Source organism: Streptomyces sp. NPDC002386, assembly GCF_053593175.1.
Window position 1 is genome coordinate 311,686 of the sequence record NZ_JBSFBX010000006.1, and the last position, 25,700, is coordinate 337,385.

Sequence of the window (25,700 nt, forward strand, 5' to 3'; positions counted from 1 at the left end):
GGCGCAGGGGACTGGCCGAGGGTGCCGGAATCCCCTGTTCCGCGGGCTTCGGTGAGCCGTGGGGACAGGGGCCGGAAGATCTTCGGTCATCCCATCCCGGGAAAATGAAATAGATGTCTCACGATCCGGACGAAGGGTAGAAAGTCCCGTCCGGTGAGTGAGACTGGTCCAACCGCAGACGGTAAGAGGAAACGAGGTCGGATGATGCGTACGCGTCCGCTGAAGGTGGCGCTGCTGGGCTGTGGAGTGGTCGGCTCAGAGGTGGCGCGCATCATGACGACGCACGCCGACGACCTCGCCGCCCGGATCGGGGCCCCGGTGGAACTGGCCGGCGTCGCCGTGCGCCGGCCCGGCAAGGTGCGCGAGGGCATCGACCCGGCCCTGGTCACCACCGACGCCACCGCCCTCGTCAAACGCGGCGACATCGACGTCGTCGTCGAGGTCATCGGCGGCATCGAGCCCGCGCGGAGCCTCATCACCACCGCCTTCGAGCACGGCGCGTCCGTGGTCAGCGCCAACAAGGCGCTGCTCGCCCAGGACGGGGCCGCGCTGCACGCCGCCGCCGAGGAGCACGGCCGGGACCTGTACTACGAGGCCGCCGTCGCCGGCGCCATCCCGCTGATCCGGCCGCTGCGCGAGTCCCTCGCCGGCGACAAGGTCAACCGGGTGCTCGGCATCGTCAACGGCACGACCAACTTCATCCTCGACAAGATGGACTCCACCGGCGCCGGGTACCAGGAGGCGCTGGACGAGGCCACCGCGCTCGGATACGCGGAGGCCGACCCGACCGCCGACGTCGAGGGGTTCGACGCCGCCGCCAAGGCCGCCATCCTGGCCGGTATCGCCTTCCACACGCGCGTGCGGCTGGACGACGTCTACCGCGAGGGCATGAGCGAGGTCACCGCCGCCGACTTCCGCTCGGCCGCGGAGATGGGCTGCACGATCAAGCTGCTCGCCATCTGCGAGCGGGCCGCCGACGGCGCCTCGGTGACCGCGCGGGTGCACCCCGCGATGATCCCGCTGAGCCACCCGCTCGCCTCCGTGCGCGGCGCCTACAACGCCGTCTTCGTCGAGTCCGACGCCTCCGGGCAGCTCATGTTCTACGGCCCCGGCGCCGGCGGTTCCCCGACTGCCTCCGCCGTGCTCGGCGACCTGGTCGCCGTCTGCCGCAACCGGCTCAACGGCGCAACGGGGCCCGGTGAGTCGGCGTACGCGGCCCTGCCGGTCTCGCCCATGGGCGAGGTCGTCACGCGGTACCACATCAGCCTCGACGTCGCGGACAAGCCGGGTGTACTGGCCCAGGTCGCGACCGTGTTCGCCGAGCACGGAGTGTCGATCGATACGGTTCGCCAGCAGGGCAAGGACGGCGAGGCCTCCCTCGTCGTCGTCACCCACCGGGCGTCCGACGCCTCCCTGACCGGGACCGTCGAGGCGCTGCGCAAGCTCGACACCGTGCGGGGTGTCGCCAGCATCATGCGGGTTGAAGGAGAGTAACCAGCAATGACCCACCAGTGGCGCGGAATCATCGAGGAGTACCGGGACAGGCTGCCGGTATCCGACACCACGCCGGTCGTGACGCTCCGCGAGGGCGGCACGCCCCTCGTGCCCGCGCAGGTGCTCTCCGAGCGCACGGGCTGTGAGGTCCACCTGAAGGTGGAGGGGGCCAACCCCACCGGATCCTTCAAGGACCGCGGCATGACCATGGCCATCTCCAAGGCCAAGGAGGAGGGGGCGAAGGCGGTCATCTGCGCCTCCACCGGCAACACCTCCGCCTCGGCCGCCGCCTACGGGGTGCGGGCCGGGATGGTCTCGGCCGTGCTCGTCCCGCAGGGCAAGATCGCCCTGGGCAAGATGGGCCAGGCGCTGGTGCACGGCGCCAAGATCCTCCAGGTCGACGGAAACTTCGACGACTGCCTCACGCTCGCCCGCGCCCTGAGCGAGAACTACCCGGTGGCGCTGGTCAATTCGGTCAACCCGGTGCGCATCGAGGGGCAGAAGACGGCCGCCTTCGAGATCGTCGACATGCTCGGCGACGCCCCCGACATCCACGTCCTTCCGGTCGGCAACGCGGGCAACATCACCGCCTACTGGAAGGGCTACAAGGAGTACGCCGCCGACGGCGTCTCCGCCCGGACGCCGCGCATGTGGGGCTTCCAGGCCTCCGGCAGCGCGCCGATCGTGCGCGGCGAGGTGGTCAAGGACCCGTCGACCATCGCCACCGCGATCCGGATCGGCAACCCCGCCTCCTGGGACTACGCCCTCGCCGCCCGCGACGAGTCCGGCGGTGCCATCGACGAGGTGACGGACCGTGAAATCCTGCGCGCCTACCGGCTGTTGGCCGCGCAGGAGGGTGTCTTCGTGGAGCCCGCCTCCGCCGCTTCGGTGGCCGGTCTGCTCAAGGCCGCCGAGCAGGGCAAGGTGGACCCGGGGCAGCGCATCGTGTGCACCGTCACCGGCAACGGGCTGAAGGACCCCGACTGGGCCGTCGCCGGCGCGCCGCAGCCGGTCACCGTCCCGGTCGACGCCGCCACCGCGGCGGAGCGCCTCGGCCTGGCCTGACCGCCCGCGGGCCCGGGCGACCGGGCCCCCGGACCCCGCCCCGCCGGGGCGGCCCGTGGCAGGGTGCACGGGAGGACCACGACACGCATCGTGCGCCTCCTGTGCGCCCTATGTCGCCGCGGAACCTTCCTTCGATAGGCTGTACTGAACCCGCCTACCGCATATGCCCCGCGTGTGGGCGCGGGCCGCGCCGTCTCCGCGACCCGTCGGGTCTTCGTACGTCATCGAATGTTCATCGAAGCGATCGAGCGGCATTCGGTCCCATCGGATGTCCTTCGACACTCAACGCAGCTCAAGGAGAGTCTTCGAGCGATGGCCGGTCCAGCTTTCCGCGCCGCCGCCGTACGGGTGCGCGTCCCTGCCACCAGCGCCAATCTCGGTCCGGGCTTCGACGCCCTGGGCCTCGCGCTGGGGCTGTACGACGACGTCGTCGTCCGGGTGGCCGACTCCGGTCTGCACATCGACATCGCGGGTGAGGGCGGCGAGACCCTGCCCCGTGACGAGAGCCACCTGCTCGTCCGCTCCCTGCGCACGGCCTTCGACCTGCTGGGCGGACAGCCCCGCGGCCTGGAGATCGTCTGCGCCAACCGCATCCCGCACGGCCGTGGCCTCGGCTCCTCCTCCGCCGCCATCTGCGCCGGCATCGTCGCCGCCCGCGCGGTGACCATAGGCGGCGAGGCCCGGCTCGACGACGCGGCGCTGCTCGCGCTGGCCACCGAGATCGAGGGCCACCCCGACAACGTGGCCGCCTGTCTGCTCGGCGGATTCACCCTGTCCTGGATGGAGGCCGGCGCCGCCCGCGCCATCAGGATGGAGCCCGACGATTCCATCGTTCCGGTGGTTTTCGTGCCGGGGAAGCCGGTGCTCACCGAGACCGCGCGCGGCCTGCTGCCGCGCACCGTGCCGCACGTCGACGCCGCCGCCAACGCGGGCCGTGCCGCCCTGCTCGTCGAGGCCCTCACCAGGCGCCCCGAGCTGCTGCTGCCCGCCACCGAGGACCGTCTGCACCAGGAGTACCGCGCCCCGGCCATGCCGGAGAGCGCCGCGCTGGTGGAGCGGTTGCGGGCCGACGGGATCCCGGCCGTCATCTCCGGCGCCGGACCCACCGTCATGGCGCTGGCCGACACCGACAGCGCCGAGAAGGTGTCCCACCTCGCGGGTGAGGGCTGGGCCGCCAACCGGCTGGACCTCGATGTCCAGGGAGCGAGCGTGCTGCCGCTTGCGACCTGAGACACGGTTGCCGGATTTGGAGAGGGGGAATGTTTGTTGGATCCGGTAGTGTTAACCTCAAGTCTGCACCCGACCCCACCATGGCGAGGTGCATCGTGTCCCCGTCCGGGACAGACATCCTTCCGGGAGCCTCCCACACCACTCCGTGTTCCGTGCGCCGTACCTGGGCAGTACGACGCATGCGGACTCTGAGCGGGACTCTGGGCACGCTCCGGAATCGGTGCTACCACGCCACGTGACACTGGGTGCCACGACTCGCGGAAGCGCCATCACCAGAAATTCTCTTCCGCCGCTTTGGCGGACCACCGCCCCGGCACGGTCCATCGAAGACAGGACCGTAGTCCGGACAGCACAACCGGTCGCCGAGCCAGACAGGCCGACGTCCGCTCCAGGGAAGGACCCTTCGTGAGCGACACCACCGATCTGATGGGCGCACGTGTCGAGGAGACCGCTGCCGCGCCCGCCACGGACGCCTCCGCGCCTGCCAGCGGTGCCGGCTCCCGGCGGCGCCGCGGTACCGGCCTCGAGGGCATGGTGCTGGCCGAGCTGCAGCAGGTCGCATCCGGCCTCGGCATCAGGGGCACCGCGCGCATGCGCAAGAGCCAGCTGATCGAGGTCATCAAGGAGGCCCAGGCCGGGGGCGCCGCTCCCAAGGCGGAGGCCGCCACCGAGACCAAGCCCAAGCGCCGGGCCACCTCCAAGGCCCGTACCGGCGAGGAGGCCGCCGAGAAGAAGGCGGACAAGTCGGCCGAGGCTCCCGCCGAGAAGGCCGTGGCCCAGCAGCAGATCGAGATTCCCGGCCAGCCGGCCGGTGGCGCCGCCCGCTCGGGCGACGCCGAGCGTGGGGGCGACGAGGCCCCGGCCGAGCGGCGCCGCCGCCGTGCCACCGCCGAGGCGGGCAGCCCGGCCGCCGGCGCCGAGAGCGTCGCCGCCGAGGCGAAGGGTGAGTCCAAGGGCGAGACGCAGCAGGGCGGCCAGCAGGGCGAGTCCCGCGGCGACGCCGGTGACGGCGAGGGCCGCGGCCGCCGCGACCGCCGCGACCGCGACCGTGACCGCGGCCGTGACCGCGACCGCCGTGGCAAGGGCGACGACCAGCAGGGCGGCGGCCGGCAGGACCGGCAGCAGCAGGGCCAGCAGCAGGGCGGCCGGCAGGACCGCAACAGCGGCCCGCAGGACGACGACGACTTCGACGGCGGCCGCCGTGGCCGTCGCGGCCGCTACCGCGACCGCCGTGGCCGCCGTGGCCGCGACGACGTCGCCGAGCCGCAGGTCGCCGACGACGACGTCCTGATCCCCGTCGCGGGCATCCTGGACATCCTCGACAACTACGCGTTCATCCGGACCTCCGGCTACCTGCCCGGCCCGAACGACGTGTACGTCTCCCTCGCCCAGGTCCGCAAGAACGGCCTGCGCAAGGGTGACCACATCACCGGCGCGGTCCGCCAGCCGAAGGAGGGCGAGCGCCGCGAGAAGTTCAACGCGCTGGTCCGTCTCGACTCCGTCAACGGCATGGCGCCCGAACACGGCCGCGGCCGCCCGGAGTTCAACAAGCTGACCCCGCTGTACCCGCAGGACCGCCTCCGCCTGGAGACGGACCCGGGCGTGCTGACCACCCGGATCATCGACCTCGTGTCGCCGATCGGCAAGGGCCAGCGCGGTCTGATCGTGGCCCCGCCGAAGACCGGCAAGACCATGATCATGCAGGCGATCGCCAACGCGATCACGCACAACAACCCCGAGTGCCACCTGATGGTCGTCCTCGTCGACGAGCGTCCGGAAGAGGTCACCGACATGCAGCGGTCGGTGAAGGGCGAGGTCATCTCCTCGACCTTCGACCGCCCGGCGGAGGACCACACCACGGTCGCCGAGCTGGCCATCGAGCGCGCAAAGCGCCTGGTGGAGCTCGGTCACGACGTGGTCGTGCTGCTCGACTCGATCACGCGTCTGGGCCGTGCGTACAACCTCGCCGCCCCGGCCTCCGGCCGCATCCTGTCCGGTGGTGTCGACTCGACCGCCCTGTACCCGCCGAAGCGGTTCTTCGGTGCGGCCCGCAACATCGAGGACGGCGGCTCGCTGACCATCCTCGCCACCGCCCTGGTGGACACCGGGTCCCGCATGGACGAGGTGATCTTCGAGGAGTTCAAGGGCACCGGCAACATGGAGCTCAAGCTCGACCGGAAGCTCGCCGACAAGCGCATCTTCCCGGCGGTGGACGTCGACGCGTCCGGTACCCGTAAGGAAGAGATCCTGCTCGGCAACGAGGAGCTCGCCGTCGTCTGGAAGCTGCGCCGGGTGCTGCACGCGCTCGACCAGCAGCAGGCGATCGAGCTGCTGCTGGACAAGATGAAGCAGACCAAGTCGAACGGCGAGTTCCTGATGCAGATTCAGAAGACGACGCCGACCCCCGGCAACGGCGACTAGCCGGTAGGTACCGGGTAGGAAACGAGGGCCGCCCCCCGTCACCACGTGACGGGGGGCGGCCTTTTGGCGCTGAGAGGGAGGGGAGCGCATCACGCGCCCCACTCACCACACCTCTCCCTGGGGGGAACCGCCTTGCCCACGTCCGAGCCCGGGCGGCACAGACGCCGGATACGTCTTGCCGTCCCCCTTGCCGCGGCCGGTGTCGCCGCCGCCGTGACCGCCGCGCTGATGACGGCCTCCGCCGGCGCGGCCACCGCGCTGCCGAAGCCCGGCACCGCCCCCGCCGTCACCCAGCCGTCCCAGGCCACGCTGGCGAAGCGCATCGCGGGCGCCTCCGGGACCGAGCAGCCGGCGAAGACCAGCAGCCCCTCGGCCGTCTCGCCGAAGATCATCGGTGGCAGCGAGACCACCATCTCCTCGGCGCCCTGGATGGCCCAGCTCTGGTACTACGACGACAGGAACACCACCGACACCGGCGACGACGTCAGCTTCTTCTGCGGTGGCTCGGTGGTCTCGCCCACGAAGATCCTCACCGCCGCGCACTGTCTCAGGGAGGACAACCGGAACTACGACTGGGCGAACCACGGCGCCGTCGTCACCGGTACCGACCAGCTGCCCACCACCGACGCCGCCGGCAGCACCGACCTGCACGGCGGCCAGGCCACCGGCGTACTGCGGCAGTGGTGGCAGCCGGGGTACGACCCGGTGGACAAGGAGACGGGGAGGTACGAGGGCGACCTCGGCGTGCTCACCCTGGGCGTCCCGGTCAAGGCCACGCCGATCCGCATGGTCGCCTCCGGCGACACCGCGTCCTACGCCACCGGCACCAGCGCCAAGGTGTACGGCTGGGGCCGCACCAGCTCCACCAGCCAGGACATCTCCCAGACGCTGCGGACGACCGCGCTCACCCTGCACTCCGACAGCGCCTGCTCCGGCGCCTACGACACGGCCTACGTCGCGGGGCGCATGGTCTGCGCGGGCACCCAGAGCGGCAGCGACACCGGTACCAGCGCCACCTGCAACGGCGACTCCGGCGGGCCGCTCGTGGTGGGCGGCCGGATCGTCGGAGTGGTCTCCTGGGGCGTCACGGACTGCGTGAAGCAGGGCTACTACAGCGTCTTCACCAAGGTCGGCGCCTACGTCGGCTCCGCCTGTCCCCAGATCGACGACAGCAACCTGAGCTACGAGGACAACAAGGCCGACCTCTTCGTGCGCGCCTCGTCCACGAAGACGGGCTACGAGAAGGACTCCAAGGGCACGTCCTTCGGCTCCCGCATCTCCTGGGGCGACTGGGGCGGGGTCAACCTCGCCCTCCAGGCCGACCTGAACCGGGACGGCTACCAGGACGTCGTCTACCGGGTCAGCTCCACCGGCGACGTGTACTGGGAGCACTTCGTCCTCAACAGCGCCCGCACCAGCGGGAGCTGGACCGAGACGAAGATCTTCACCGGCTGGAAGACCCGCAAGCGGATCATCACGGCGGGCGACGTCACCGGCGACTACCTGCCCGACGTGCTCTCCGTCGACTCCAGCGGCGCGCTGTGGCTGTACGCGGGCAAGGGGAACGGCACCTTCGCCACCAAGGTGAAGGTGAGCACGGGCTGGGACCAGTACAACTCGGTGCGCGGCCACGGGGACTTCAACGGTGACGGCAAGGCCGACCTGCTCGCCCGCAAGTCGAGCAACGGCGACCTGTATCTGTACAAGGGCACCGGCAAGTCCGGTACCGGCGCCTTCTCGGCCCGGGTCAAGGTGCGCAGCGCCTGGACCGGCTACAACGCCTTCGACGCCGTCGGCGACGTGAGCGGCGACGGCAGGGCCGACTTCCTGGCCCGCACGCCCGGCGGAACCCTGTACCTGTACAAGGGCACCGGAAAGGGCACAAGCGAGATCTTTGCCACAAGGGTCTCGGTCGGCACCGGCTTCCAGGCGTACGACATCTGGGGCTGAAACCGCAGGTGAGCATGGCTCGCCCAAGACCGCACGGTCACGCAGGGTGCCCGTCGCCGCACGCGGCGGGCACCCCGCGCTGTGCAACCCTGTGCCGAGTTTCTCCGTCTGACCAGGCGGAGCGACGATGGAGCGGTGACGACCGCGCCTGACCCTGAAAGCAGGGGGTAGACGACCGGACGAGACCTAGGAGTGACGTGTCCGCCGAGAGCACGCCGGAGCCCGGCATAACCGAGCCGGTACCCACCGGCCCGCAGCGAAGAGGCCAGGGCCGCCGCCGCAAGGCCGCCGCCCCCGGCAAGCGCCGCAAGGCGCTGCTCGCCACCGCGTGGGCGGCCGCCGGCGTCGTCGTGCTGGGCGGCACCGGTCTCGGATACGTCTACTTCAAGCTCAACGGCAACCTGAAGAGCGTCGACATCAACCAGGCCCTCGGCGACGAACGGCCCACGAAGATCGACAACGGTTCCGAGAACATCCTGGTCCTCGGCTCGGACACCCGCTCGGGCAAGAACCGGAAGCTGGGCGGCGGCACGGACGACGGCAGCGCCCGCTCCGACACCGCGATGATCGTCCACGTGTACAAGGGGCACAAGAAGGCCAGTGTGGTCTCCGTCCCGCGCGACACCCTCATCGACCGCCCCGCCTGCACCGACACCAAGGGCAACAGCCATCCGGCGGCGTCCGGTGTCATGTTCAACTCCGCCTACTCCACCGGCGGCGCCGCCTGCGCCGTGAAGACGGTCGAGTCCCTCAGCGGCATCCGCATGGACCACTACCTCGAGGTCGACTTCGCCGGCTTCCAGAAGCTCATCGACGACCTCGGCGGAGTCCCGGTCACCACGAGCAAGGCCATCGCCGACCCGCAGAGCCATCTGAACCTCAAGGCCGGCACCCACACCCTCGACGGTGAGCGCTCACTCGCCCTGGTCCGCACCCGGCACGGCGTCGGCGACGGCTCCGACCTGGGCCGCATCCAGCTCCAGCAGGCCTTCGTCAAGGCGCTGCTGGACCAGGTCGAGCACGTCGGCGTGCTGAGCAACCCCAAGCGGCTGTACGACCTCGCCGACACCGCCACCAAGGCCGTCACCACCGACTCCGACCTCGGCTCGGTCAACGCCCTCGCGGACTTCGCGAGCGGCCTGAAGGGCATCGGCTCCTCCCACATGCGGATGGTCACGATGCCGGTCCAGTACGACCCGGCCGACCCCAACCGGGTCCTGCTGCAGAAGACCAAGGCCGAGCTGATCTGGAAGGCCCTGAGGAACGACCGGCCCATTCCCGCGTCGGCCACGAAGGGCACCGCGGCGGGCGGGGCCAAGGGCGTCGTCAGCGGCTGACCCCCGTACCGGGGCCGTCCCGCCCCCCGACCGCCCCCGCGCCGGGCCCGGCAGGGGCGCCGGGGGACGAGCGGGGAATAGACGGCCCCGCCCCCCGGTTTTGGGGGATGGCGCCAGTCCTGGCAGACTGGTACGTCGGCTCCGGTTCACGCTTTCGCATCCAGCGGCTGCGACCCGGCGCCCTCCCGAAACCTAGGAGACACCTTGAAGCGCGACATCCACCCCGAGTACGTCGAGACGCAGGTCAGCTGCACCTGTGGCGCGTCGTTCACCACCCGCAGCACCATCGGCTCCGGCACCATCCGGGCCGAGGTCTGCTCCGAGTGCCACCCGTTCTACACGGGCAAGCAGAAGATCCTCGACACCGGTGGCCGTGTGGCCCGCTTCGAGGCCCGCTTCGGCAAGGCCGCCGGCTCCAAGAAGTAGCGAGCCCCAGATCGCCGGTCCACGGTCGCGCCCTCTCCCGGGGCGTGCCCGGGACCGGCGTTTTTGGTCGCCCGCCCTTGTCCTCACCGCAGTATCAGGAGCCGAAAGATGTTCGAGGCCGTCGATGAACTCGTCGCCGAGCACGCCGACCTGGAGAAGAAGCTCGCCGACCCGTCGGTCCACGCCGACCAGGCCAACGCGCGCAAGCTGAACAAGCGCTACGCCGAGCTCACCCCGATCGTCGCCACGTACCGCTCCTGGAAGCAGAGCGGCGACGACATCGAGACCGCGCGCGAATTCGCCGCCGACGACCCCGACTTCGCCGCCGAGGTCAAGGATCTGGAGAAGCAGCGCGAGGAGCTGACCGAGAAGCTGCGCCTGCTCCTCGTCCCGCGCGACCCCAGTGACGACAAGGACGTCATCCTGGAGATCAAGGCCGGCGCCGGCGGTGACGAGTCCGCGCTGTTCGCCGGCGACCTGCTGCGCATGTACCTGCGGTACGCCGAGCGGATCGGCTGGAAGACCGAGATCATCGACGCCACCGAGTCCGAGCTGGGCGGCTACAAGGACGTCCAGGTCGCGGTGAAGGCCCGCGGGCAGATCGAACCCGGCCAGGGCGTGTGGGCCCGGCTGAAGTACGAGGGCGGCGTGCACCGCGTGCAGCGTGTGCCGGCCACCGAGTCCCAGGGCCGTATCCACACCTCCGCCGCCGGTGTCCTCGTGACCCCCGAGGCCGAGGAGGTCGACGTCGAGATCAACCCGAACGACCTGCGGATCGACGTCTACCGGTCCTCCGGGCCCGGCGGCCAGTCGGTCAACACCACCGACTCCGCGGTGCGCATCACGCACCTGCCCACCGGAGTCGTCGCCTCCTGCCAGAACGAGAAGAGCCAGCTGCAGAACAAGGAGCAGGCGCTGCGTATCCTGCGCTCCAGGCTGCTCGCGGCGGCGCAGGAGGAGGCGGAGCGGGAGGCGGCCGACGCCCGGCGCAGCCAGGTCCGCACCGTCGACCGCTCCGAGAAGATCCGCACCTACAACTTCCCGGAGAACCGCATCTCGGACCACCGCGTCGGTTTCAAGGCGTACAACCTGGACCAGGTCCTGGACGGCGACCTCGCCGCGGTGATCCAGGCCTGCGTCGACGCCGACTCGGCGGCGAAGCTGGCGGCCGCGTAAGAGGCGCGTACGAGTTACACGGAGGACTTGCGTGCAGTCACCAACTGGGGGGCGACCCCCGAGCCCCCGCAGTCTGCTGCTCGCCGAGGTGGCCCAGGCCACCCAGCGGCTGGCCGACGCCGGCGTGCCCTCGCCACGTACCGACGCGGAGGAGCTCGCCGCGTTCGTCCACGGCGTGAAGCGGGGCCAGCTGCACTCCGTCAAGGACTCCGACTTCGACGCCCGCTACTGGGAGGTCATCGCCCGGCGTGAGCAGCGCGAGCCGCTGCAGCACATCACCGGGCAGGCCTACTTCCGGTACCTGGAGCTCCAGGTCGGGCCGGGCGTGTTCGTGCCCCGGCCGGAGACGGAGTCCGTGGTCGGCTGGGCCATAGACGCCGTGCGCGCCATGGACGTGGTCGAGCCCTGCATCGTGGACCTGTGCACCGGCTCCGGCGCCATCGCGCTCGCGCTGGCCCAGGAGGTGCCGCGCTCGCGCGTGCACGCCGTCGAGCTGAGCGAGGAAGCGCTCCAGTGGACCCGCAAGAACGTCGAGGGGTCCAGGGTCGACCTGCGCCAGGGTGACGCCCTGACCGCCTTCCCGGACCTCGACGGCCAGGTCGACCTGGTCATCTCCAACCCGCCGTACATCCCGCTCACCGAGTGGGAGTACGTCGCGCCCGAGGCCCGTGACTACGACCCGGAGATGGCGTTGTTCTCCGGCGAGGACGGTCTCGACCTCATCCGCGGCATCGAGCGCACCGCGCACCGGCTGCTGCGGCCCGGCGGGGTCGTCGTCATCGAGCACGCCGACACCCAGGGCGGGCAGGTGCCCTGGATCTTCACCGAGGAGCGGGGCTGGGCCGACGCGGCCGATCATCCGGACCTCAACAACCGCCCCCGGTTCGCCACCGCCCGCAAGGCGCTGCCGTGAGCACCCCGACGACTTCCAGCCCGCAGTACCCGCATGAGGAGGCCCGCTAGACATGGCACGGCGATACGACACCAACGACGCGACCGACCGTGTGACGGGTCTGCGCGAGGCCGCGTCCGCCGTCCGCCGGGGCGAACTGGTGGTGCTTCCGACCGACACGGTCTACGGCATCGGCGCCGACGCGTTCTCCGCGGAGGCGGTCGCCGACGTGCTGGCCGCCAAGGGCCGGGGCCGCAACATGCCCACCCCCGTGCTGATCGGCTCCCCGAACACCCTGCACGGCCTCGTCACGGACTTCTCCGAGCTGGCCTGGGAACTGGTGGACGCCTTCTGGCCGGGCGCCCTCACGCTCGTTGCCCGGCACCAGCCGTCCCTGCAGTGGGACCTGGGCGACACCCGGGGCACGGTGGCCGTGCGCATGCCGCTGCACCCCGTCGCCATCGAGCTGCTCACCGAGGTCGGCCCGATGGCCGTGACCTCGGCCAACCTCACCGGTCACCCGGCGCCCGAGGACTGCGACGCCGCCCAGCGGATGCTCGGCGACTCCGTCTCCGTCTACCTCGACGGCGGCCCGACGCCCGGCAACGTGCCGTCGTCCATCGTGGACGTCACGGGCGAGGTGCCGGTCCTGCTGCGGGAGGGCGCGCTCTCCCCGGAGGAGCTGCGCAAGGTCGTACCCGACCTCGAGGTGGCGAATTGACGGCCCCTGACGCGGGGCGTGGCATAGGCAGGGAGAGCGCCGCGGAGATCACGACGACGTTCGTCGGGCTTCCGCGCGACTGCTTCCGCATCCTCCACGTCAGCACCGGCAACGTGTGCCGCTCGCCGATCACCGAGCGGCTGACCCGTCACTTCGTGACGGAGCGGCTCGGTGTACTCGGTGGCGGGCTGATCGTGGAGAGCGCCGGCACCTGGGGCCACGAGGGCGCGCCCATGGAGGCCAACGCGGAGACCGTCCTGGCCGAGTTCGGCGCCGACGCCTCCGGCTTCACCGGCCGGGAACTGCTGGACGAGCACGTCATCATGGCCGACCTCGTCCTCACGGCCACCCGCGACCACCGCGCCCAGGTCATCTCCATGGGCCACTCGGCGGGCCTGCGCACCTTCACGCTGAAGGAGTTCACCCGCCTGGTGCGCGCCATAGACCCCACCACGCTGCCTCCGCTGGAGGACGGCGTGGTGGCGCGTGCGCGCGCCCTGGTGCGCGCCGCGGCCGCGCTGCGCGGCTGGCTGCTGGCGCCGACCGCGGAGGCGGACGAGGTGTACGACCCGTACGGGGCGCCGCTGCCGTTCTTCCGCTCGATCGGCGACGAGATACACGAGGCGCTCGATCCCGTGGTGACCGCACTGACCGGGGTCCCCGCCCGCGCGTGACGCGGGCGGGCACCGCTCGCCCGCGAGGGGTACGGCGTGAGCCGCGGACGCGGCAACCCGCGCATACCGGACACACCGGGCCTACATTGGACTCACGTCACCGTCGACCGCCCGGAGCCCGCCATGTCGGTCACCCGCACCCTCGAGGCCGATGTCCTGCGGCAACAGGATCCCGAGCTGGCCGACATCCTGTTCGCGGAGCTGGACCGGCAGTCCACGACCCTCCAGCTCATCGCCGCCGAGAACGTCACCTCCCCGGCCGTGCTGGCCGCCCTCGGCTCACCGCTCGCCAACAAGTACGCCGAGGGCTACCCCGGTGCCCGGCACCACGGCGGCTGCGAGATCGTTGACGTCGCCGAGCGCCTGGCCGTAGAGCGGGCCATGGCACTGTTCGGCGCCGAGCACGCCAATGTGCAGTCCCACTCGGGCTCCTCGGCCGTCCTGGCCGCCTACGCCGCCCTGCTGCGCCCCGGCGACACCGTCCTCGCCCTCGGGCTGTCCCACGGGGGCCATCTCACCCACGGCTCGCCCGCGAACTTCTCCGGCCGCTGGTTCGACTTCGTCGGCTACGGCGTCGACGCCGAGACCGGGCTCATCGACCACGACCAGGTGCGCCACCTGGCCCTCGGCCACCGGCCCAAGGCCATCGTCTGCGGCTCCATCGCCTACCCCCGCCACCTCGACTACGCCTTCTTCCGGGACGTCGCGGACGAGGTGGGGGCGTACCTGATCGCCGACGCCGCGCACCCGATCGGCCTGGTCGCCGGGGGAGCGGCGCCCAGTCCGGTGCCGTACGCCGACGTCGTCTGCGCCACCACGCACAAGGTGCTGCGCGGGCCGCGCGGCGGAATGATCCTGTGCGGCGCCGAACTGGCCGAGCGGGTGGACCGGGCGGTGTTCCCCTTCACCCAGGGCGGCGCGCAGATGCACACCATCGCCGCCAAGGCCGTCGCCTTCGGCGAGGCGGCGACCCCTGCCTTCGGCGCATACGCCCACCAGGTGGTCGCCAACGCGCGGGTGCTCGCCGGCCATCTCGCCGCCGAGGGACTGGGCGTGATCACCGGCGGCACCGACACCCACATGATCATCGTCGATCCGGCCCCGCTCGGTGTCGACGGACGCACCGCGCGCGGCCGGCTCGCGGCCGCCGGGATCGTGCTCGACTGCTGTGTCCTTCCCCACGGTGACGGCCGCGGGCTGCGCCTGGGCACGGCCGCGGTGACGACGCAGGGCATGGGGGAGGCGGAGATGGTGCGGATCGCGGCGCTCATGGCCGCGGCCCTGCGGGGCGAGGCGGAACCGGCCGTGACGCGGGCCGAGGTACGTGAGCTGACCGGTGGATTCCCGCCCTATCCGGAGTGAACCGGGGCGGGCGGAGACCGCGTGCACCCGGACGGGCGCGGTGGCACACAGCCACCCGTGCAACCATCGTCGCTACCCGGAAGTCCTCATCCATAAGCGTCCGTCGCTAGGGTGTGGGGCTGTGATGGCCAGCGAGACCTGTGGGGAAGCCCGTGCGTGAATACCTGCTGACGCTCTGCATCACGGCCGCGGTGACGTACCTGCTGACAGGGCCGGTACGGAAGTTCGCGATCGTGGCGGGGGCGATGCCGGAGATCCGGGCACGTGACGTGCACCGGGAACCCACTCCGCGGCTCGGCGGGATCGCGATGTTCTTCGGACTGTGCGCGGGCCTGCTGGTGGCGGACCACCTGACCAACCTCAACGAGGTCTTCGCCAAGTCCAACGAGCCGCGGGCGCTGCTGTCCGGGGCCGCGCTGATCTGGCTGATCGGTGTCCTCGACGACAAGTTCGAGATCGACGCGCTGATCAAGCTCGGCGGACAGATGATCGCCGCGGGCGTCATGGTCATGCAGGGTCTGACGATCCTGTGGCTGCCCGTCCCGGGCGTCGGCAACGTGGCGCTGACCCAGTGGCAGGGCACCCTGCTGACCGTGGCCCTGGTCGTCATCACGATCAACGCGGTGAACTTCGTGGACGGCCTCGACGGCCTGGCCTCCGGCATGGTCTGCATCGCGGCGGCGGCGTTCTTCCTGTACGCCTACCGGATCTGGTACTCGTACGGCATCGAGGCGGCCGCCCCGGCGACGCTGTTCTCGGCCATCCTGATGGGCATGTGCCTGGGCTTCCTGCCGCACAACATGCATCCGGCGCGGATCTTCATGGGCGACTCCGGCTCGATGCTCATCGGCCTGGTGCTGGCCGCCGGCGCGATCTCCATCACCGGTCAGGTGGACCCGGACGCGCTCGCCCTGTTCACCGGTTCGGAGAAGGCGGCGGTGCACCAGACGGTGCCCGTCTACATCCCGCTGCTGCTGCCGCTGACGATCATCGCCGTGCCCGCGGCGGACCTGGTGCTGGCCATCGTGCGCCGCACCTGGCGCGGCCAGTCGCCGTTCGCCGCGGACCGCGGCCACCTGCACCACCGCCTGCTGGAGATCGGCCACTCGCACAGCAGGGCGGTGCTGATCATGTACTTCTGGTCGGCGCTGATCGGCTTCGGCGCGCTCGCCTACTCAGTCAACTCGGCGTCGATGTGGATCGTGCTCGGTGTGGTCTTCCTGAGCGCCATCGGCCTGATCCTCCTCCTGCTGCCCCGCTTCACCCCCCGCGTCCCCGCCTGGGCCCAGCACTTCGTACCGCCCCGCTACCGTCGTCGCGGCGTGGGGGCGTCACTCTCCCCCGACGACTCCACACCGGCGTCCACGACGGACCGGACCGCCTTCACCGGCCCGGAGGAACGCACTCCTGTGGCGTCCGGGGTCTCGAGCGTCAGCGGGGCCACGGCCATCGGCTCCCGTTCACGTCTTGCCGATCGAGGCAAGGCCGGGACGTAGAAATCAGCCACGGTGTCCAAGAGTCGGTGACAGTTCGTGCGCGCGCGTGAGGGATGCGTGATCGAGCTCACCACACTACGTGCTGGTGCGGTCACTCTCGATATGTAAGATCATCATCGACCGCGCCGACATGGTCCTGACCAGACCGATGTCTCAGCAATCAAAAATGGGGGTTGACATGCGCAAGTCGCGTGGATTCTGGCGTGCCGCCGCTGTGGGCGGGGCGACTCTTGGTGTCGCTCTTCTCGCTTCCGCACCGGCCCAGGCAAGTGCGCACAACTGCACCGAGGGCGGCAGCAACTGCATCGTTGTCACTGGCTCGGGCCTCAAGGTCACCAGCATCATGGGTAACTACTCGCCGGCACCGAAGACGATGTCCGGGAAGATCGCCAAGCTGAGGATCACCCTTCCGGGTAAGGGCCCGGAGGTGCACTGGGAGCACGACAGCGTCCGCCAGGGCCGCGCCGAGGACCACAACTGGGACTCGTACGCGAAGAGGTATCCCGACGGCACCAAGATCTGCACGGGCTGGAAGTGGACCGACGCGCTGGCCTGTGCCACCGTGCACGACTGATTGGCACCACTTGTCGGACCTCATGCGGGGCGCTCGGATCGACTCGAGCGCCCCGTAGTCATGCCGCATGGCGGCCACCACTGGGTGCGATGCTCCTGGGCTCCTCTCGCGTGATGTTCGCGGCAGGAGCCTTCGGTAGGTAAGAATCTGACTAGAGCATTGCCATCTCGTGGTGGAGCAAAGCTCCCCAATACCAGACAAACAGGCCCGGTTTTTGCACAGACGCGCACTGTCACTCTCATGTGTGACAGCAAGCACACCCAGCAGGTAAAGACCTCATCAAATAGTTTGTGATACGGTTCACGAGAACCCCGGATAGAACCGAAGGACCGTAGTGCGACGGTCCACCGGTGTGAGGTCTCGACCACTCAGCCCGGGACTACGCTCGTCCATGACGACACCTGCCCCCTGTGAAAGCGGAGTTGCCGCCATGCCGTCCAATGACGCCCGGAACCTACTGCAGATCGCTGTGCCCGCAGCGGCCGCCGGCGTGATCGCCGTCGCCGTGAGCGCCGCGGTCGCGGGAGGCAAGGGTGCTCTGGGTGCGGCCGTCGGCACGCTGCTGGCCATCCTGTTCATGGGAATCGGCCTCTACGTGCTGCAGTGGACGGCAAAAACGCTCCCGCAGTTGTTCCAGGCCATGGGGCTGATGCTCTACATGGCTCAGCTCCTGCTCCTCCTGATCTTCGTCGCCGTCTTCAAGGGCACCTCACTCTTCAACGCCAAGGCGTTCGCCGTGTCGCTGGTCGTCACGACCGTCGTGTGGATGGCAGCGCAGGCGCGCGCACACATGAAGGCCAAGATCTTCTATGTCGATCCCGACTCCGCGAAGAGTGAGAAGCACGAGAAGACGGGGCCGCCGTCGTGAGGGGTAGGGGCGGGATAAAGGCTTGGGAGAACTCCTGCTATCGTCCGGTGCCAACTGCGGCATCGCGGGCGCGGGCATCCCAGCTGACGCCTGCTCAATCGCGAGGCTTGATGCCCCCCAGCCGCCCCCACATCCGTAACACCTGTCCGGTGCCGATCAGCGGCCCTGCGCCGCGCCGACACAACGAGGTTGCCGTACCCATGCGTCACGCCGAAGGAGCCCGCGGTGAGTGCTGACCAGACCCAGCTCGCCTTTGACTGGAGTTGTCGGATCATGTCCGACAACGGGTGTGGCTTCCCGGCTCCGGGCCTGCACTCGTTCCTGTTCAAGCCGATGGCCACGGTCGGCGGCTTCGAGTTCAACAAGGTGATGCTGCTCGCGATCGTCACCACGGTCGTCGTCATCGCCTTCTTCTGGGCCGCCTTCGGCAACGCCAAGGTCATCCCCGGCAAGCTGCAGATGGTCGGCGAGGCCGGCTACGACTTCGTGCGCCGCGGCATCGTCTACGAGACGCTCGGCAAGCGCGAGGGCGAGAAGTGGGTGCCGCTCATGGTCTCCCTCTTCTTCTTCATCTGGCTGATGAACATCTGGTCCGTGATCCCGCTGGCCCAGTTCCCGGTGGCCTCGGTCTTCGCCTTCCCGCTCGTGCTGGCCCTGATCGTCTGGGTCCTGTGGGTCGGACTGACCTTCAAGCGCCACGGCTTCGTCGGCTTCTTCAAGAACATCACGGGCTACGACAAGTCGCTCGGCGCGGTGCTGCCGCTCGTCATGGTCATCGAGTTCTTCTCGAACCTGCTCGTCCGCCCGTTCACGCACGCGGTGCGACTCTTCGCCAACATGTTCGCCGGTCACCTGATGCTGGTGATGTTCACCGTCGCCTCCTGGTACCTCCTGAACAGCTGGATGATCCCGGCCGCCGGCATCTCGTTCGTGATGACCATGGCCATGATCTGCTTCGAGCTCTTCGTGCAGGCCGTCCAGGCGTACGTCTTCGTACTGCTGGCCTGCTCCTACATTCAGGGCGCTCTCGCCGAGCACCACTGAGCCCCACACACCTCCCCGTCGTCCGGTGGCCAACCCCCACCGGTTCTTAAAAGAGAAGGAAGAAACGGCATGTCTGCTGCCATCGACATCGCTGCTGGCGTCTCCGGCTCCCTCGGCTCCATCGGTTACGGCCTCTCGGCCATCGGCCCCGGCATCGGCGTCGGCATCATCTTCGGTAACGGCACCCAGGCCCTCGCCCGTCAGCCCGAGGCCGCCGGTCTGATCCGTGCCAACCAGATCCTGGGCTTCGCCTTCTGTGAGGCGCTCGCCCTCATCGGCATCGTTATGCCGTTCGTGTTCGGTCAGTAATAGCTACTTACCGCTACACGTTTCGACGAAAGGCACTGATGTGATCGCCAACCTGGTACAGCTGGCGGCCGAGGAGAAGCAGAACCCGCTGATCCCGGCCGGCCCCGAGCTGCTCGTCGGCACCATCGCCTTCGCCATCGTGTTCTTCTTCTTCTGGAAGAAGCTGCTTCCGAACATCAACAAGGTTCTGGAGGAGCGTCGCGCGGCGATCGAAGGCGGCATCGAAGAGGCCGACGCCATGAAGGTCGAGGCCCAGAGCGTCCTTGAGCAGTACAAGGCTCAGCTCGCCGAGGCCCGGCACGAGGCCGCGCGTCTGCGCCAGGAGGCGCAGGAGCAGGGTGCCACGCTCATCGCCGAGATGCGGGCCGAGGGCCAGCGGCAGCGCGAGGAGATCGTCGCCGCCGGTCACACCCAGATCGAGGCCGACCGCAAGGCCGCCGCGGGCGCGCTCCGCCAGGACGTCGGCAAGCTCGCCACCGACCTGGCCGGCAAGCTCGTCGGTGAGTCCCTCGAGGACCACGCCCGGCAGAGCCGTGTGATCGACCGCTTCCTCGACGAGCTCGAGGAGAAGGCCGAGGCCACGCGATGAACGGAGCGAGCCGCGAGGCCCTGGCAGCCGCACGTGAGCGTCTCGACGCGCTGACGGACTCCACGTCCGTGGACGCGACGAAGCTCGCGGACGAGCTGGCCGCCGTCACCGCGCTGCTCGACCGCGAGCCCAGCCTGCGTCGGGTCTTCACCGACCCGGCGCAGCCCGGTGAGGCGAAGGCCGAGCTGGTCCAGCGCCTGATCGGCGGTCAGGTCGGCACGACCACCGTCGACCTGGTGTCCGGCATGGTCCGTTCCCGCTGGTCGCAGCCGCGCGACCTGGTGGACGCCCTGGAGGAGCTGGCGAACGTCGCCGACCTCACCTCGGCGCAGAAGACGGCCACGCTCGACGACGTCGAGGACGAGCTGTTCCGGTTCGGCCGGATCGTCTCCTCGAACACCGAGCTGCGTGCCGCGCTCACCGACCGCTCGGCGAGCGTCTCGGCCAAGGCCGAGCTGCTGCGCCGGCTCCTCGGCGGCCGGGCCAAGCCCGCCACCGAGCGTCTGGTCGCGCGCCTGGTGTCCGCGCCGCGTGGACGTAGCCTGGAGTCGGGACTGGAGTCCCTGTCCAGGCTCGCCGCCGAGCGCCGGGACCGCATGGTCGCCGTCGTCACGTCGGCGGTGCCGCTGAGCGACGGGCAGAAGCAGCGCCTCGGCGCCGCCCTGACCAGGCTCTACGGGCGCCGGATGCACCTCAACCTGGACGTCGACCCCGAGGTCGTCGGCGGGATCCGGGTGCAGGTCGGTGACGAGGTCATCAACGGCTCCATCGCGGACCGGCTGGAGGACGCGGCCCGCCGCATGGCGAGCTAGCGACACCTCGGCAATCGAGAAAACGCAAGACGTGCTTACGGCCCTGGTTGGGCCGTGCAGAGGATTCACCTCATTCAGGGGGGAGTCCCCATCCCCCCAAAGTGAAACTTCGGGCCCAACAAGGAGAGCAGGGAACCCAGATGGCGGAGCTCACGATCCGGCCGGAGGAGATCCGGGACGCGCTGGAGAACTTCGTCCAGTCGTACAAGCCGGACGCGGCCTCGCGCGAGGAGGTCGGTACGGTCACCGTCGCCGGCGACGGTATCGCCAAGATCGAGGGCCTGCCCTCGGCCATGGCGAACGAGCTGCTGAAGTTCGAGGACGGCTCCCTCGGTCTCGCGCTGAACCTGGAAGAGCGCGAGATCGGTGCCGTCGTACTCGGTGAGTTCAGCGGTATCGAGGAGGGACAGCCGGTGCACCGCACCGGTGAGGTCCTCTCCGTCGCGGTCGGCGAGGGCTACCTCGGCCGCGTCGTCGACCCGCTCGGCAACCCGATCGACGGCCTCGGCGAGATCGAGACGTCCGGCCGCCGCGCCCTCGAGCTGCAGGCCCCCACGGTCATGCAGCGCAAGTCGGTGCACGAGCCGATGGAGACCGGCTACAAGGCCGTCGACGCCATGACCCCGATCGGCCGTGGTCAGCGTCAGCTGATCATCGGTGACCGCCAGACCGGCAAGACCGCCCTGGCCGTCGACACGATCATCAACCAGCGCGACAACTGGCGCTCGGGCGACCCGAAGAAGCAGGTCCGCTGCATCTACGTCGCCATCGGCCAGAAGGGCTCCACCATCGCCGGCGTGCGCCGCGCGCTGGAGGAGAACGGCGCCCTGGAGTACACGACCATCGTCGCCGCCCCGGCGTCCGACCCGGCCGGCTTCAAGTACCTGGCGCCGTACACCGGTTCGGCCATCGGTCAGCAGTGGATGTACGAGGGCAAGCACGTCCTGATCATCTTCGACGACCTGTCGAAGCAGGCCGACGCCTACCGCGCCGTGTCGCTGCTGCTGCGCCGCCCGCCGGGCCGTGAGGCCTACCCGGGTGACGTCTTCTACCTGCACTCCCGCCTGCTGGAGCGCTGCGCCAAGCTCTCCGACGAGGAGGGCGCCGGCTCGATGACCGGTCTCCCGATCGTCGAGACCAAGGCCAACGACGTGTCGGCGTTCATCCCGACCAACGTCATCTCCATCACCGACGGCCAGTGCTTCCTGGAGTCGGACCTGTTCAACGCCGGTCAGCGCCCCGCGCTGAACGTCGGTATCTCCGTCTCCCGAGTCGGTGGTTCCGCGCAGCACAAGGCGATGCGCCAGGTCTCCGGCCGCCTCCGTGTGGACCTCGCCCAGTTCCGTGAGCTCGAGGCGTTCGCCGCCTTCGGTTCCGACCTGGACGCGGCCTCCAAGGCCCAGCTGGAGCGCGGTCAGCGCATGGTCGAGCTGCTGAAGCAGGACCAGTACCAGCCGATGTCGACCGAGGACCAGGTCATCTCCGTCTGGGCCGGCACCAACGGCCGTATGGACGACGTCCCGGTCGTCGACATCCGCCGCTTCGAGCGCGAGCTGCTGGACTACCTGCACCGCAAGGAGTCGGGCCTGCTCACCTCCATCCGTGAGGGCGCCAAGATGTCGAACGACACGATCCAGGCGATCGACGACGCCGTCGCGGAGTTCAAGAAGCAGTTCGAGACCTCGGACGGCAAGCTGCTCGGCGAGGACACTCCTGCCGCTGCCGCCAAGTGACGTAAGGAAGGGACCTGACTCATGGGAGCCCAGCTCCGGGTCTACAAGCGTCGCATCCGATCCGTCAGCGCGACCAAGAAGATCACCAAGGCGATGGAGATGATCGCCGCCTCGCGCGTCGTCAAGGCGCAGCGCAAGGTGGCGGCCTCCACGCCGTACGCGACCGAGCTGACGCGTGCGGTCACGGCGGTCGGTACGGGTTCGAACACCAAGCACCCGCTCACCACCGAGGCGGAGAACCCGGCCCGCGCCGCGGTTCTGCTCCTCACGAGCGACCGCGGTCTCGCCGGTGCCTTCAACTCCAACGCCATCAAGGCGGCGGAGCAGCTGACCGAGCGCCTGGAGCGCGAGGGCAAGCAGGTCGACACGTACATCGTCGGCCGGCGTGGTGTCGCCCACTACAACTTCCGTGAGCGCAAGGTCGCGGAGTCGTTCACGGGCTTCACCGACGAGCCCTCGTACGCGGACGCCAAGAAGGTCGCGGCGCCCCTGATCGAGGCCATCGAGAAGGAGACGGCGAACGGCGGCGTGGACGAACTCCACATCGTCTACACCGAGTTCGTCTCGATGATGACGCAGACCGCGCTCGACGCCAGGCTGCTGCCGCTGCGTCTCGAAGAGGTCGCCGAGGAGGCCGTCCCCAAGGGCGAGATCCTCCCGCTGTACGACTTCGAGCCGTCGGCGGAGGACGTCCTCGACGCCCTGCTGCCGCGCTACGTGGAGAGCCGGATCTACAACGCGCTGCTCCAGTCGGCCGCTTCGAAGCACGCCGCCACGCGGCGCGCGATGAAGTCGGCCACCGACAACGCGGGTGAGCTGATCAACACGCTCTCCCGTCTTGCCAACGCGGCCCGCCAGGCCGAAATCACCCAGGAAATCAGCGAGATCGTCGGTGGCGCCAGCGCCCTGGCCGACGCGACCGCGGGGAGTGACCGATAAATGACCACCACTGTTGAGACCGCGACGGCTACGGGCCGCGTCGCCCGGGTCATCGGCCCGGTCGTCGACGTGGAGTTCCCCGTCGACGCGATGCCGGACATCTACAACGCCCTTCACGTCGAGGTGGCCGACCCGGCCAAGGCCGGCGAGAAGAAGACGCTGACCCTGGAGGTCGCCCAGCACCTGGGTGACGGCCTGGTCCGCACCATCTCCATGCAGCCCACCGACGGTCTGGTCCGCCAGGCCCCGGTCGTCGACACCGGCAACTCCATCACGGTGCCGGTCGGCGACTTCACCAAGGGCAAGGTGTTCAACACCCTCGGTGAGGTGCTGAACGTCGACGAGCAGTACGACGGCGAGCGCTGGGGCATCCACCGCAAGGCCCCGAACTTCGACGAGCTCGAGTCGAAGACCGAGATGTTCGAGACCGGCGTCAAGGTCATCGACCTGCTGACCCCGTACGTCAAGGGCGGCAAGATCGGTCTGTTCGGCGGTGCCGGCGTCGGCAAGACGGTGCTCATCCAGGAGATGATCTACCGTGTCGCCAACAACCACGACGGTGTCTCCGTGTTCGCCGGTGTCGGTGAGCGCACCCGTGAGGGCAACGACCTGATCGAGGAGATGTCGGACTCCGGCGTCATCGACAAGACCGCTCTGGTCTTCGGTCAGATGGACGAGCCCCCGGGCACCCGTCTGCGCGTCGCGCTGGCCGGCCTCACCATGGCCGAGTACTTCCGTGACGTCCAGAAGCAGGACGTGCTGTTCTTCATCGACAACATCTTCCGCTTCACGCAGGCCGGTTCCGAGGTCTCCACCCTGCTCGGCCGTATGCCGTCCGCGGTGGGTTACCAGCCGAACCTGGCCGACGAGATGGGTCTCCTCCAGGAGCGCATCACGTCGACCCGCGGTCACTCGATCACCTCGATGCAGGCGATCTACGTCCCCGCCGACGACCTGACCGACCCGGCCCCGGCGACCACCTTCGCCCACCTCGACGCGACGACGGTTCTCTCCCGTCCGATCTCCGAGAAGGGCATCTACCCGGCCGTGGACCCGCTGGACTCCACGTCCCGGATCCTGGACCCGCGCTACATCGCCGCGGATCACTACAACGCGGCCATGCGCGTGAAGACGATCCTGCAGAAGTACAAGGACCTCCAGGACATCATCGCGATCCTCGGTATCGACGAGCTCGGCGAGGAGGACAAGCTCGTCGTCCACCGTGCCCGTCGCGTGGAGCGCTTCCTGTCCCAGAACACCCACGTCGCCAAGCAGTTCACCGGCGTGGACGGTTCGGACGTGCCGCTGGACGAGTCGATCGCGGCGTTCAACGCGATCTGCGACGGCGAGTACGACCACTTCCCGGAGCAGGCGTTCTTCATGTGCGGTGGTCTTGAGGACCTCAAGAACAACGCCAAGGAGCTGGGCGTCTCCTGAGCCCCGTGCTCTCGGTGAGGGGGCGGGTGCGTCCCGCCCCCTCACCCACGCCCCCTAGAATTGACCCCAACACCCGGCACCCCCGCCGGGTGGTGACCCGAGGAGCCACCCTTGGCTGCTGAGCTGCACGTCGAGCTGGTCGCCGCCGACCGCCAGGTCTGGTCCGGCGAGGCCACCCTGGTCGTCGCGCGCACCACGTCCGGCGACATCGGCGTCATGCCCGGTCACCAGCCGCTGCTCGGTGTGCTGGAGTCGGGCCCGGTGACCATCCGTACGAGTGATGGTGGAACGGTCGTCGCCGCGGTGCACGGCGGTTTCATCTCGTTCGCCGACAACAAGCTGTCGCTGCTGGCCGAGATCGCCGAGCTGTCGGACGAGATCGATGTCCAGCGCACGGAGCGCGAGCTCGAGCGCGCGAAGGCGGAGGACGACGCGGAGGCAGAGCGCCGCGCCGACGTCCGTCTGAGGGCGGCGACGGCGGCGCGTTGATCCAGCGCGCGGTGTGATGACGTCACTCAGCCGCGGTCGGTCCGGAGCAATCCGGTACCGACCGCGGCTGAGGCAGATGTGGGTGTTTTTTCGGTTTCATTACTCAGTTGTTAGCGCAGTGACACTGTTCGGGAGACGAGGAGGTCGGTGCCGATGGTCCTCGCTCTGACTGTGTGCGGGATCGTGGTCTTGCTCGTGGTGGTGGGACTGTTCCTGTTCGGCCTGCGCCGCAGACTGATCCAGCGCTCCGGCGGAACCTTCGACTGTTCGCTGCGCTGGGACGTGCCCGAGAAGCCGGACGCCGGCGGCAAGGGCTGGAGCTACGGCGTCGCCCGCTACAACGGCGACCGGATCGAGTGGTACCGGGTCTTCTCCTACGCCCTGCGCCCGCGCCGTGTCATGGAGCGCGCCGCCATCGAGGTGGCCGGCCGCCGGCTCCCGGAGGGCGAGGAGGAACTGGCGCTGCTCTCCGACGCGGTGATCCTCGCCTGCACGCACCGCGGCACGCGCCTCGAACTGGCGATGAGCGAAGACGCGCTGACCGGGTTCCTCGCGTGGCTGGAAGCGGCCCCGCCCGGTCAGCGGGTGAACGTGGCGTAGCCGCGTTCACCCGCTGTGTGGGGGTCCCCCGGACGACGTCCGGGGGAGCGTCGATGTGGCTC

The 25,700-nt window shown here is 69.6% G+C and carries 24 protein-coding genes; all 24 read left to right on the plus strand.

What is annotated here, in order from left to right; translation table 11 throughout:
• The first annotated feature begins 201 nt into the window (after positions 1-201).
• Positions 202-1,494, plus strand: a complete 1,293-nt coding sequence (locus ACWCPN_RS15425; RefSeq protein ID WP_199212011.1) for a homoserine dehydrogenase — start codon at positions 202-204, stop codon at positions 1,492-1,494.
• Between the two features lie 6 nt (positions 1,495-1,500).
• On the plus strand, positions 1,501-2,559 hold the full coding sequence (gene thrC, locus ACWCPN_RS15430; protein ID WP_199212012.1) for a threonine synthase: 1,059 nt from the start codon (positions 1,501-1,503) through the stop codon (positions 2,557-2,559).
• 312 nt (positions 2,560-2,871) lie between these two features.
• Positions 2,872-3,789, plus strand: a complete 918-nt coding sequence (gene thrB / locus ACWCPN_RS15435; RefSeq protein WP_451205882.1) for a homoserine kinase — start codon at positions 2,872-2,874, stop codon at positions 3,787-3,789.
• A gap of 405 nt (positions 3,790-4,194) precedes the next feature.
• Positions 4,195-6,210 (plus strand): transcription termination factor Rho, encoded by a 2,016-nt coding sequence (gene rho / locus ACWCPN_RS15440; protein ID WP_451205885.1) that lies wholly within the window; start codon positions 4,195-4,197, stop codon positions 6,208-6,210.
• A gap of 228 nt (positions 6,211-6,438) precedes the next feature.
• Positions 6,439-8,160, plus strand: coding sequence for a trypsin-like serine protease (locus ACWCPN_RS15445; protein WP_451206073.1), 1,722 nt, complete (start codon positions 6,439-6,441; stop codon positions 8,158-8,160).
• 197 nt (positions 8,161-8,357) lie between these two features.
• On the plus strand, positions 8,358-9,497 hold the full coding sequence (locus ACWCPN_RS15450) for an LCP family protein (RefSeq protein ID WP_451205887.1): 1,140 nt from the start codon (positions 8,358-8,360) through the stop codon (positions 9,495-9,497).
• A gap of 204 nt (positions 9,498-9,701) precedes the next feature.
• Positions 9,702-9,923 carry a 50S ribosomal protein L31 gene (gene rpmE / locus ACWCPN_RS15455; protein WP_030828843.1) on the plus strand — a complete coding sequence of 74 codons (222 nt, stop codon included), beginning with the start codon at positions 9,702-9,704 and terminating at the stop codon, positions 9,921-9,923.
• A 108-nt stretch (positions 9,924-10,031) separates the two neighbouring features.
• Entirely contained in the window at positions 10,032-11,099 is a 1,068-nt protein-coding gene (gene prfA, locus ACWCPN_RS15460) for a peptide chain release factor 1 (protein WP_451205891.1), read from the plus strand.
• Between the two features lie 73 nt (positions 11,100-11,172).
• Positions 11,173-12,012, plus strand: a complete 840-nt coding sequence (gene prmC, locus ACWCPN_RS15465; RefSeq protein WP_199213660.1) for a peptide chain release factor N(5)-glutamine methyltransferase — start codon at positions 11,173-11,175, stop codon at positions 12,010-12,012.
• A 52-nt stretch (positions 12,013-12,064) separates the two neighbouring features.
• Entirely contained in the window at positions 12,065-12,712 is a 648-nt protein-coding gene (locus ACWCPN_RS15470; protein ID WP_250400766.1) for an L-threonylcarbamoyladenylate synthase, read from the plus strand.
• The gene (locus ACWCPN_RS15475; protein ID WP_451205894.1) at positions 12,709-13,386 is read left to right on the plus strand and encodes an arsenate reductase/protein-tyrosine-phosphatase family protein; all 678 of its coding nucleotides are present in this window, start codon (positions 12,709-12,711) and stop codon (positions 13,384-13,386) included. Before ACWCPN_RS15470 ends, ACWCPN_RS15475 begins: the two co-directional genes overlap by 4 nt.
• Before the next feature lie 123 nt (positions 13,387-13,509).
• A complete protein-coding gene (locus ACWCPN_RS15480; protein ID WP_451205897.1) occupies positions 13,510-14,748 on the plus strand; it encodes a serine hydroxymethyltransferase in 1,239 nt (412 codons plus the stop codon).
• Positions 14,749-14,900: 152 nt separating this feature from the next.
• Positions 14,901-16,244 (plus strand): MraY family glycosyltransferase, encoded by a 1,344-nt coding sequence (locus ACWCPN_RS15485; protein ID WP_451205900.1) that lies wholly within the window; start codon positions 14,901-14,903, stop codon positions 16,242-16,244.
• A gap of 343 nt (positions 16,245-16,587) precedes the next feature.
• Entirely contained in the window at positions 16,588-16,818 is a 231-nt protein-coding gene (locus ACWCPN_RS15490; RefSeq protein WP_451205902.1) for a hypothetical protein, read from the plus strand.
• Positions 16,819-17,248: 430 nt separating this feature from the next.
• On the plus strand, positions 17,249-17,686 hold the full coding sequence (locus tag ACWCPN_RS15495) for a hypothetical protein (protein WP_199212018.1): 438 nt from the start codon (positions 17,249-17,251) through the stop codon (positions 17,684-17,686).
• Between the two features lie 273 nt (positions 17,687-17,959).
• Entirely contained in the window at positions 17,960-18,730 is a 771-nt protein-coding gene (gene atpB / locus ACWCPN_RS15500; protein WP_365119700.1) for a F0F1 ATP synthase subunit A, read from the plus strand.
• Positions 18,731-18,799: 69 nt separating this feature from the next.
• Positions 18,800-19,039 carry an ATP synthase subunit c family protein gene (locus ACWCPN_RS15505; protein ID WP_365119698.1) on the plus strand — a complete coding sequence of 80 codons (240 nt, stop codon included), beginning with the start codon at positions 18,800-18,802 and terminating at the stop codon, positions 19,037-19,039.
• Positions 19,040-19,079: 40 nt separating this feature from the next.
• A complete protein-coding gene (locus ACWCPN_RS15510; RefSeq protein WP_451205904.1) occupies positions 19,080-19,628 on the plus strand; it encodes a F0F1 ATP synthase subunit B in 549 nt (182 codons plus the stop codon).
• On the plus strand, positions 19,625-20,440 hold the full coding sequence (locus tag ACWCPN_RS15515) for a F0F1 ATP synthase subunit delta (RefSeq protein ID WP_451205907.1): 816 nt from the start codon (positions 19,625-19,627) through the stop codon (positions 20,438-20,440). The genes ACWCPN_RS15510 and ACWCPN_RS15515 overlap by 4 nt, the downstream gene beginning before the upstream one ends.
• 140 nt (positions 20,441-20,580) lie before the next feature.
• Entirely contained in the window at positions 20,581-22,173 is a 1,593-nt protein-coding gene (atpA, locus tag ACWCPN_RS15520; protein WP_365119694.1) for a F0F1 ATP synthase subunit alpha, read from the plus strand.
• 21 nt (positions 22,174-22,194) lie between these two features.
• On the plus strand, positions 22,195-23,112 hold the full coding sequence (locus ACWCPN_RS15525) for a F0F1 ATP synthase subunit gamma (RefSeq protein ID WP_451205910.1): 918 nt from the start codon (positions 22,195-22,197) through the stop codon (positions 23,110-23,112).
• Positions 23,113-24,549, plus strand: coding sequence for a F0F1 ATP synthase subunit beta (gene atpD / locus ACWCPN_RS15530; RefSeq protein WP_392295835.1), 1,437 nt, complete (start codon positions 23,113-23,115; stop codon positions 24,547-24,549).
• 111 nt (positions 24,550-24,660) lie between these two features.
• Positions 24,661-25,038, plus strand: coding sequence for a F0F1 ATP synthase subunit epsilon (locus ACWCPN_RS15535; RefSeq protein ID WP_094216090.1), 378 nt, complete (start codon positions 24,661-24,663; stop codon positions 25,036-25,038).
• Between the two features lie 153 nt (positions 25,039-25,191).
• A complete protein-coding gene (locus ACWCPN_RS15540; protein ID WP_199212023.1) occupies positions 25,192-25,638 on the plus strand; it encodes a DUF2550 domain-containing protein in 447 nt (148 codons plus the stop codon).
• The last annotated feature ends 62 nt before the right edge of the window (positions 25,639-25,700 follow it).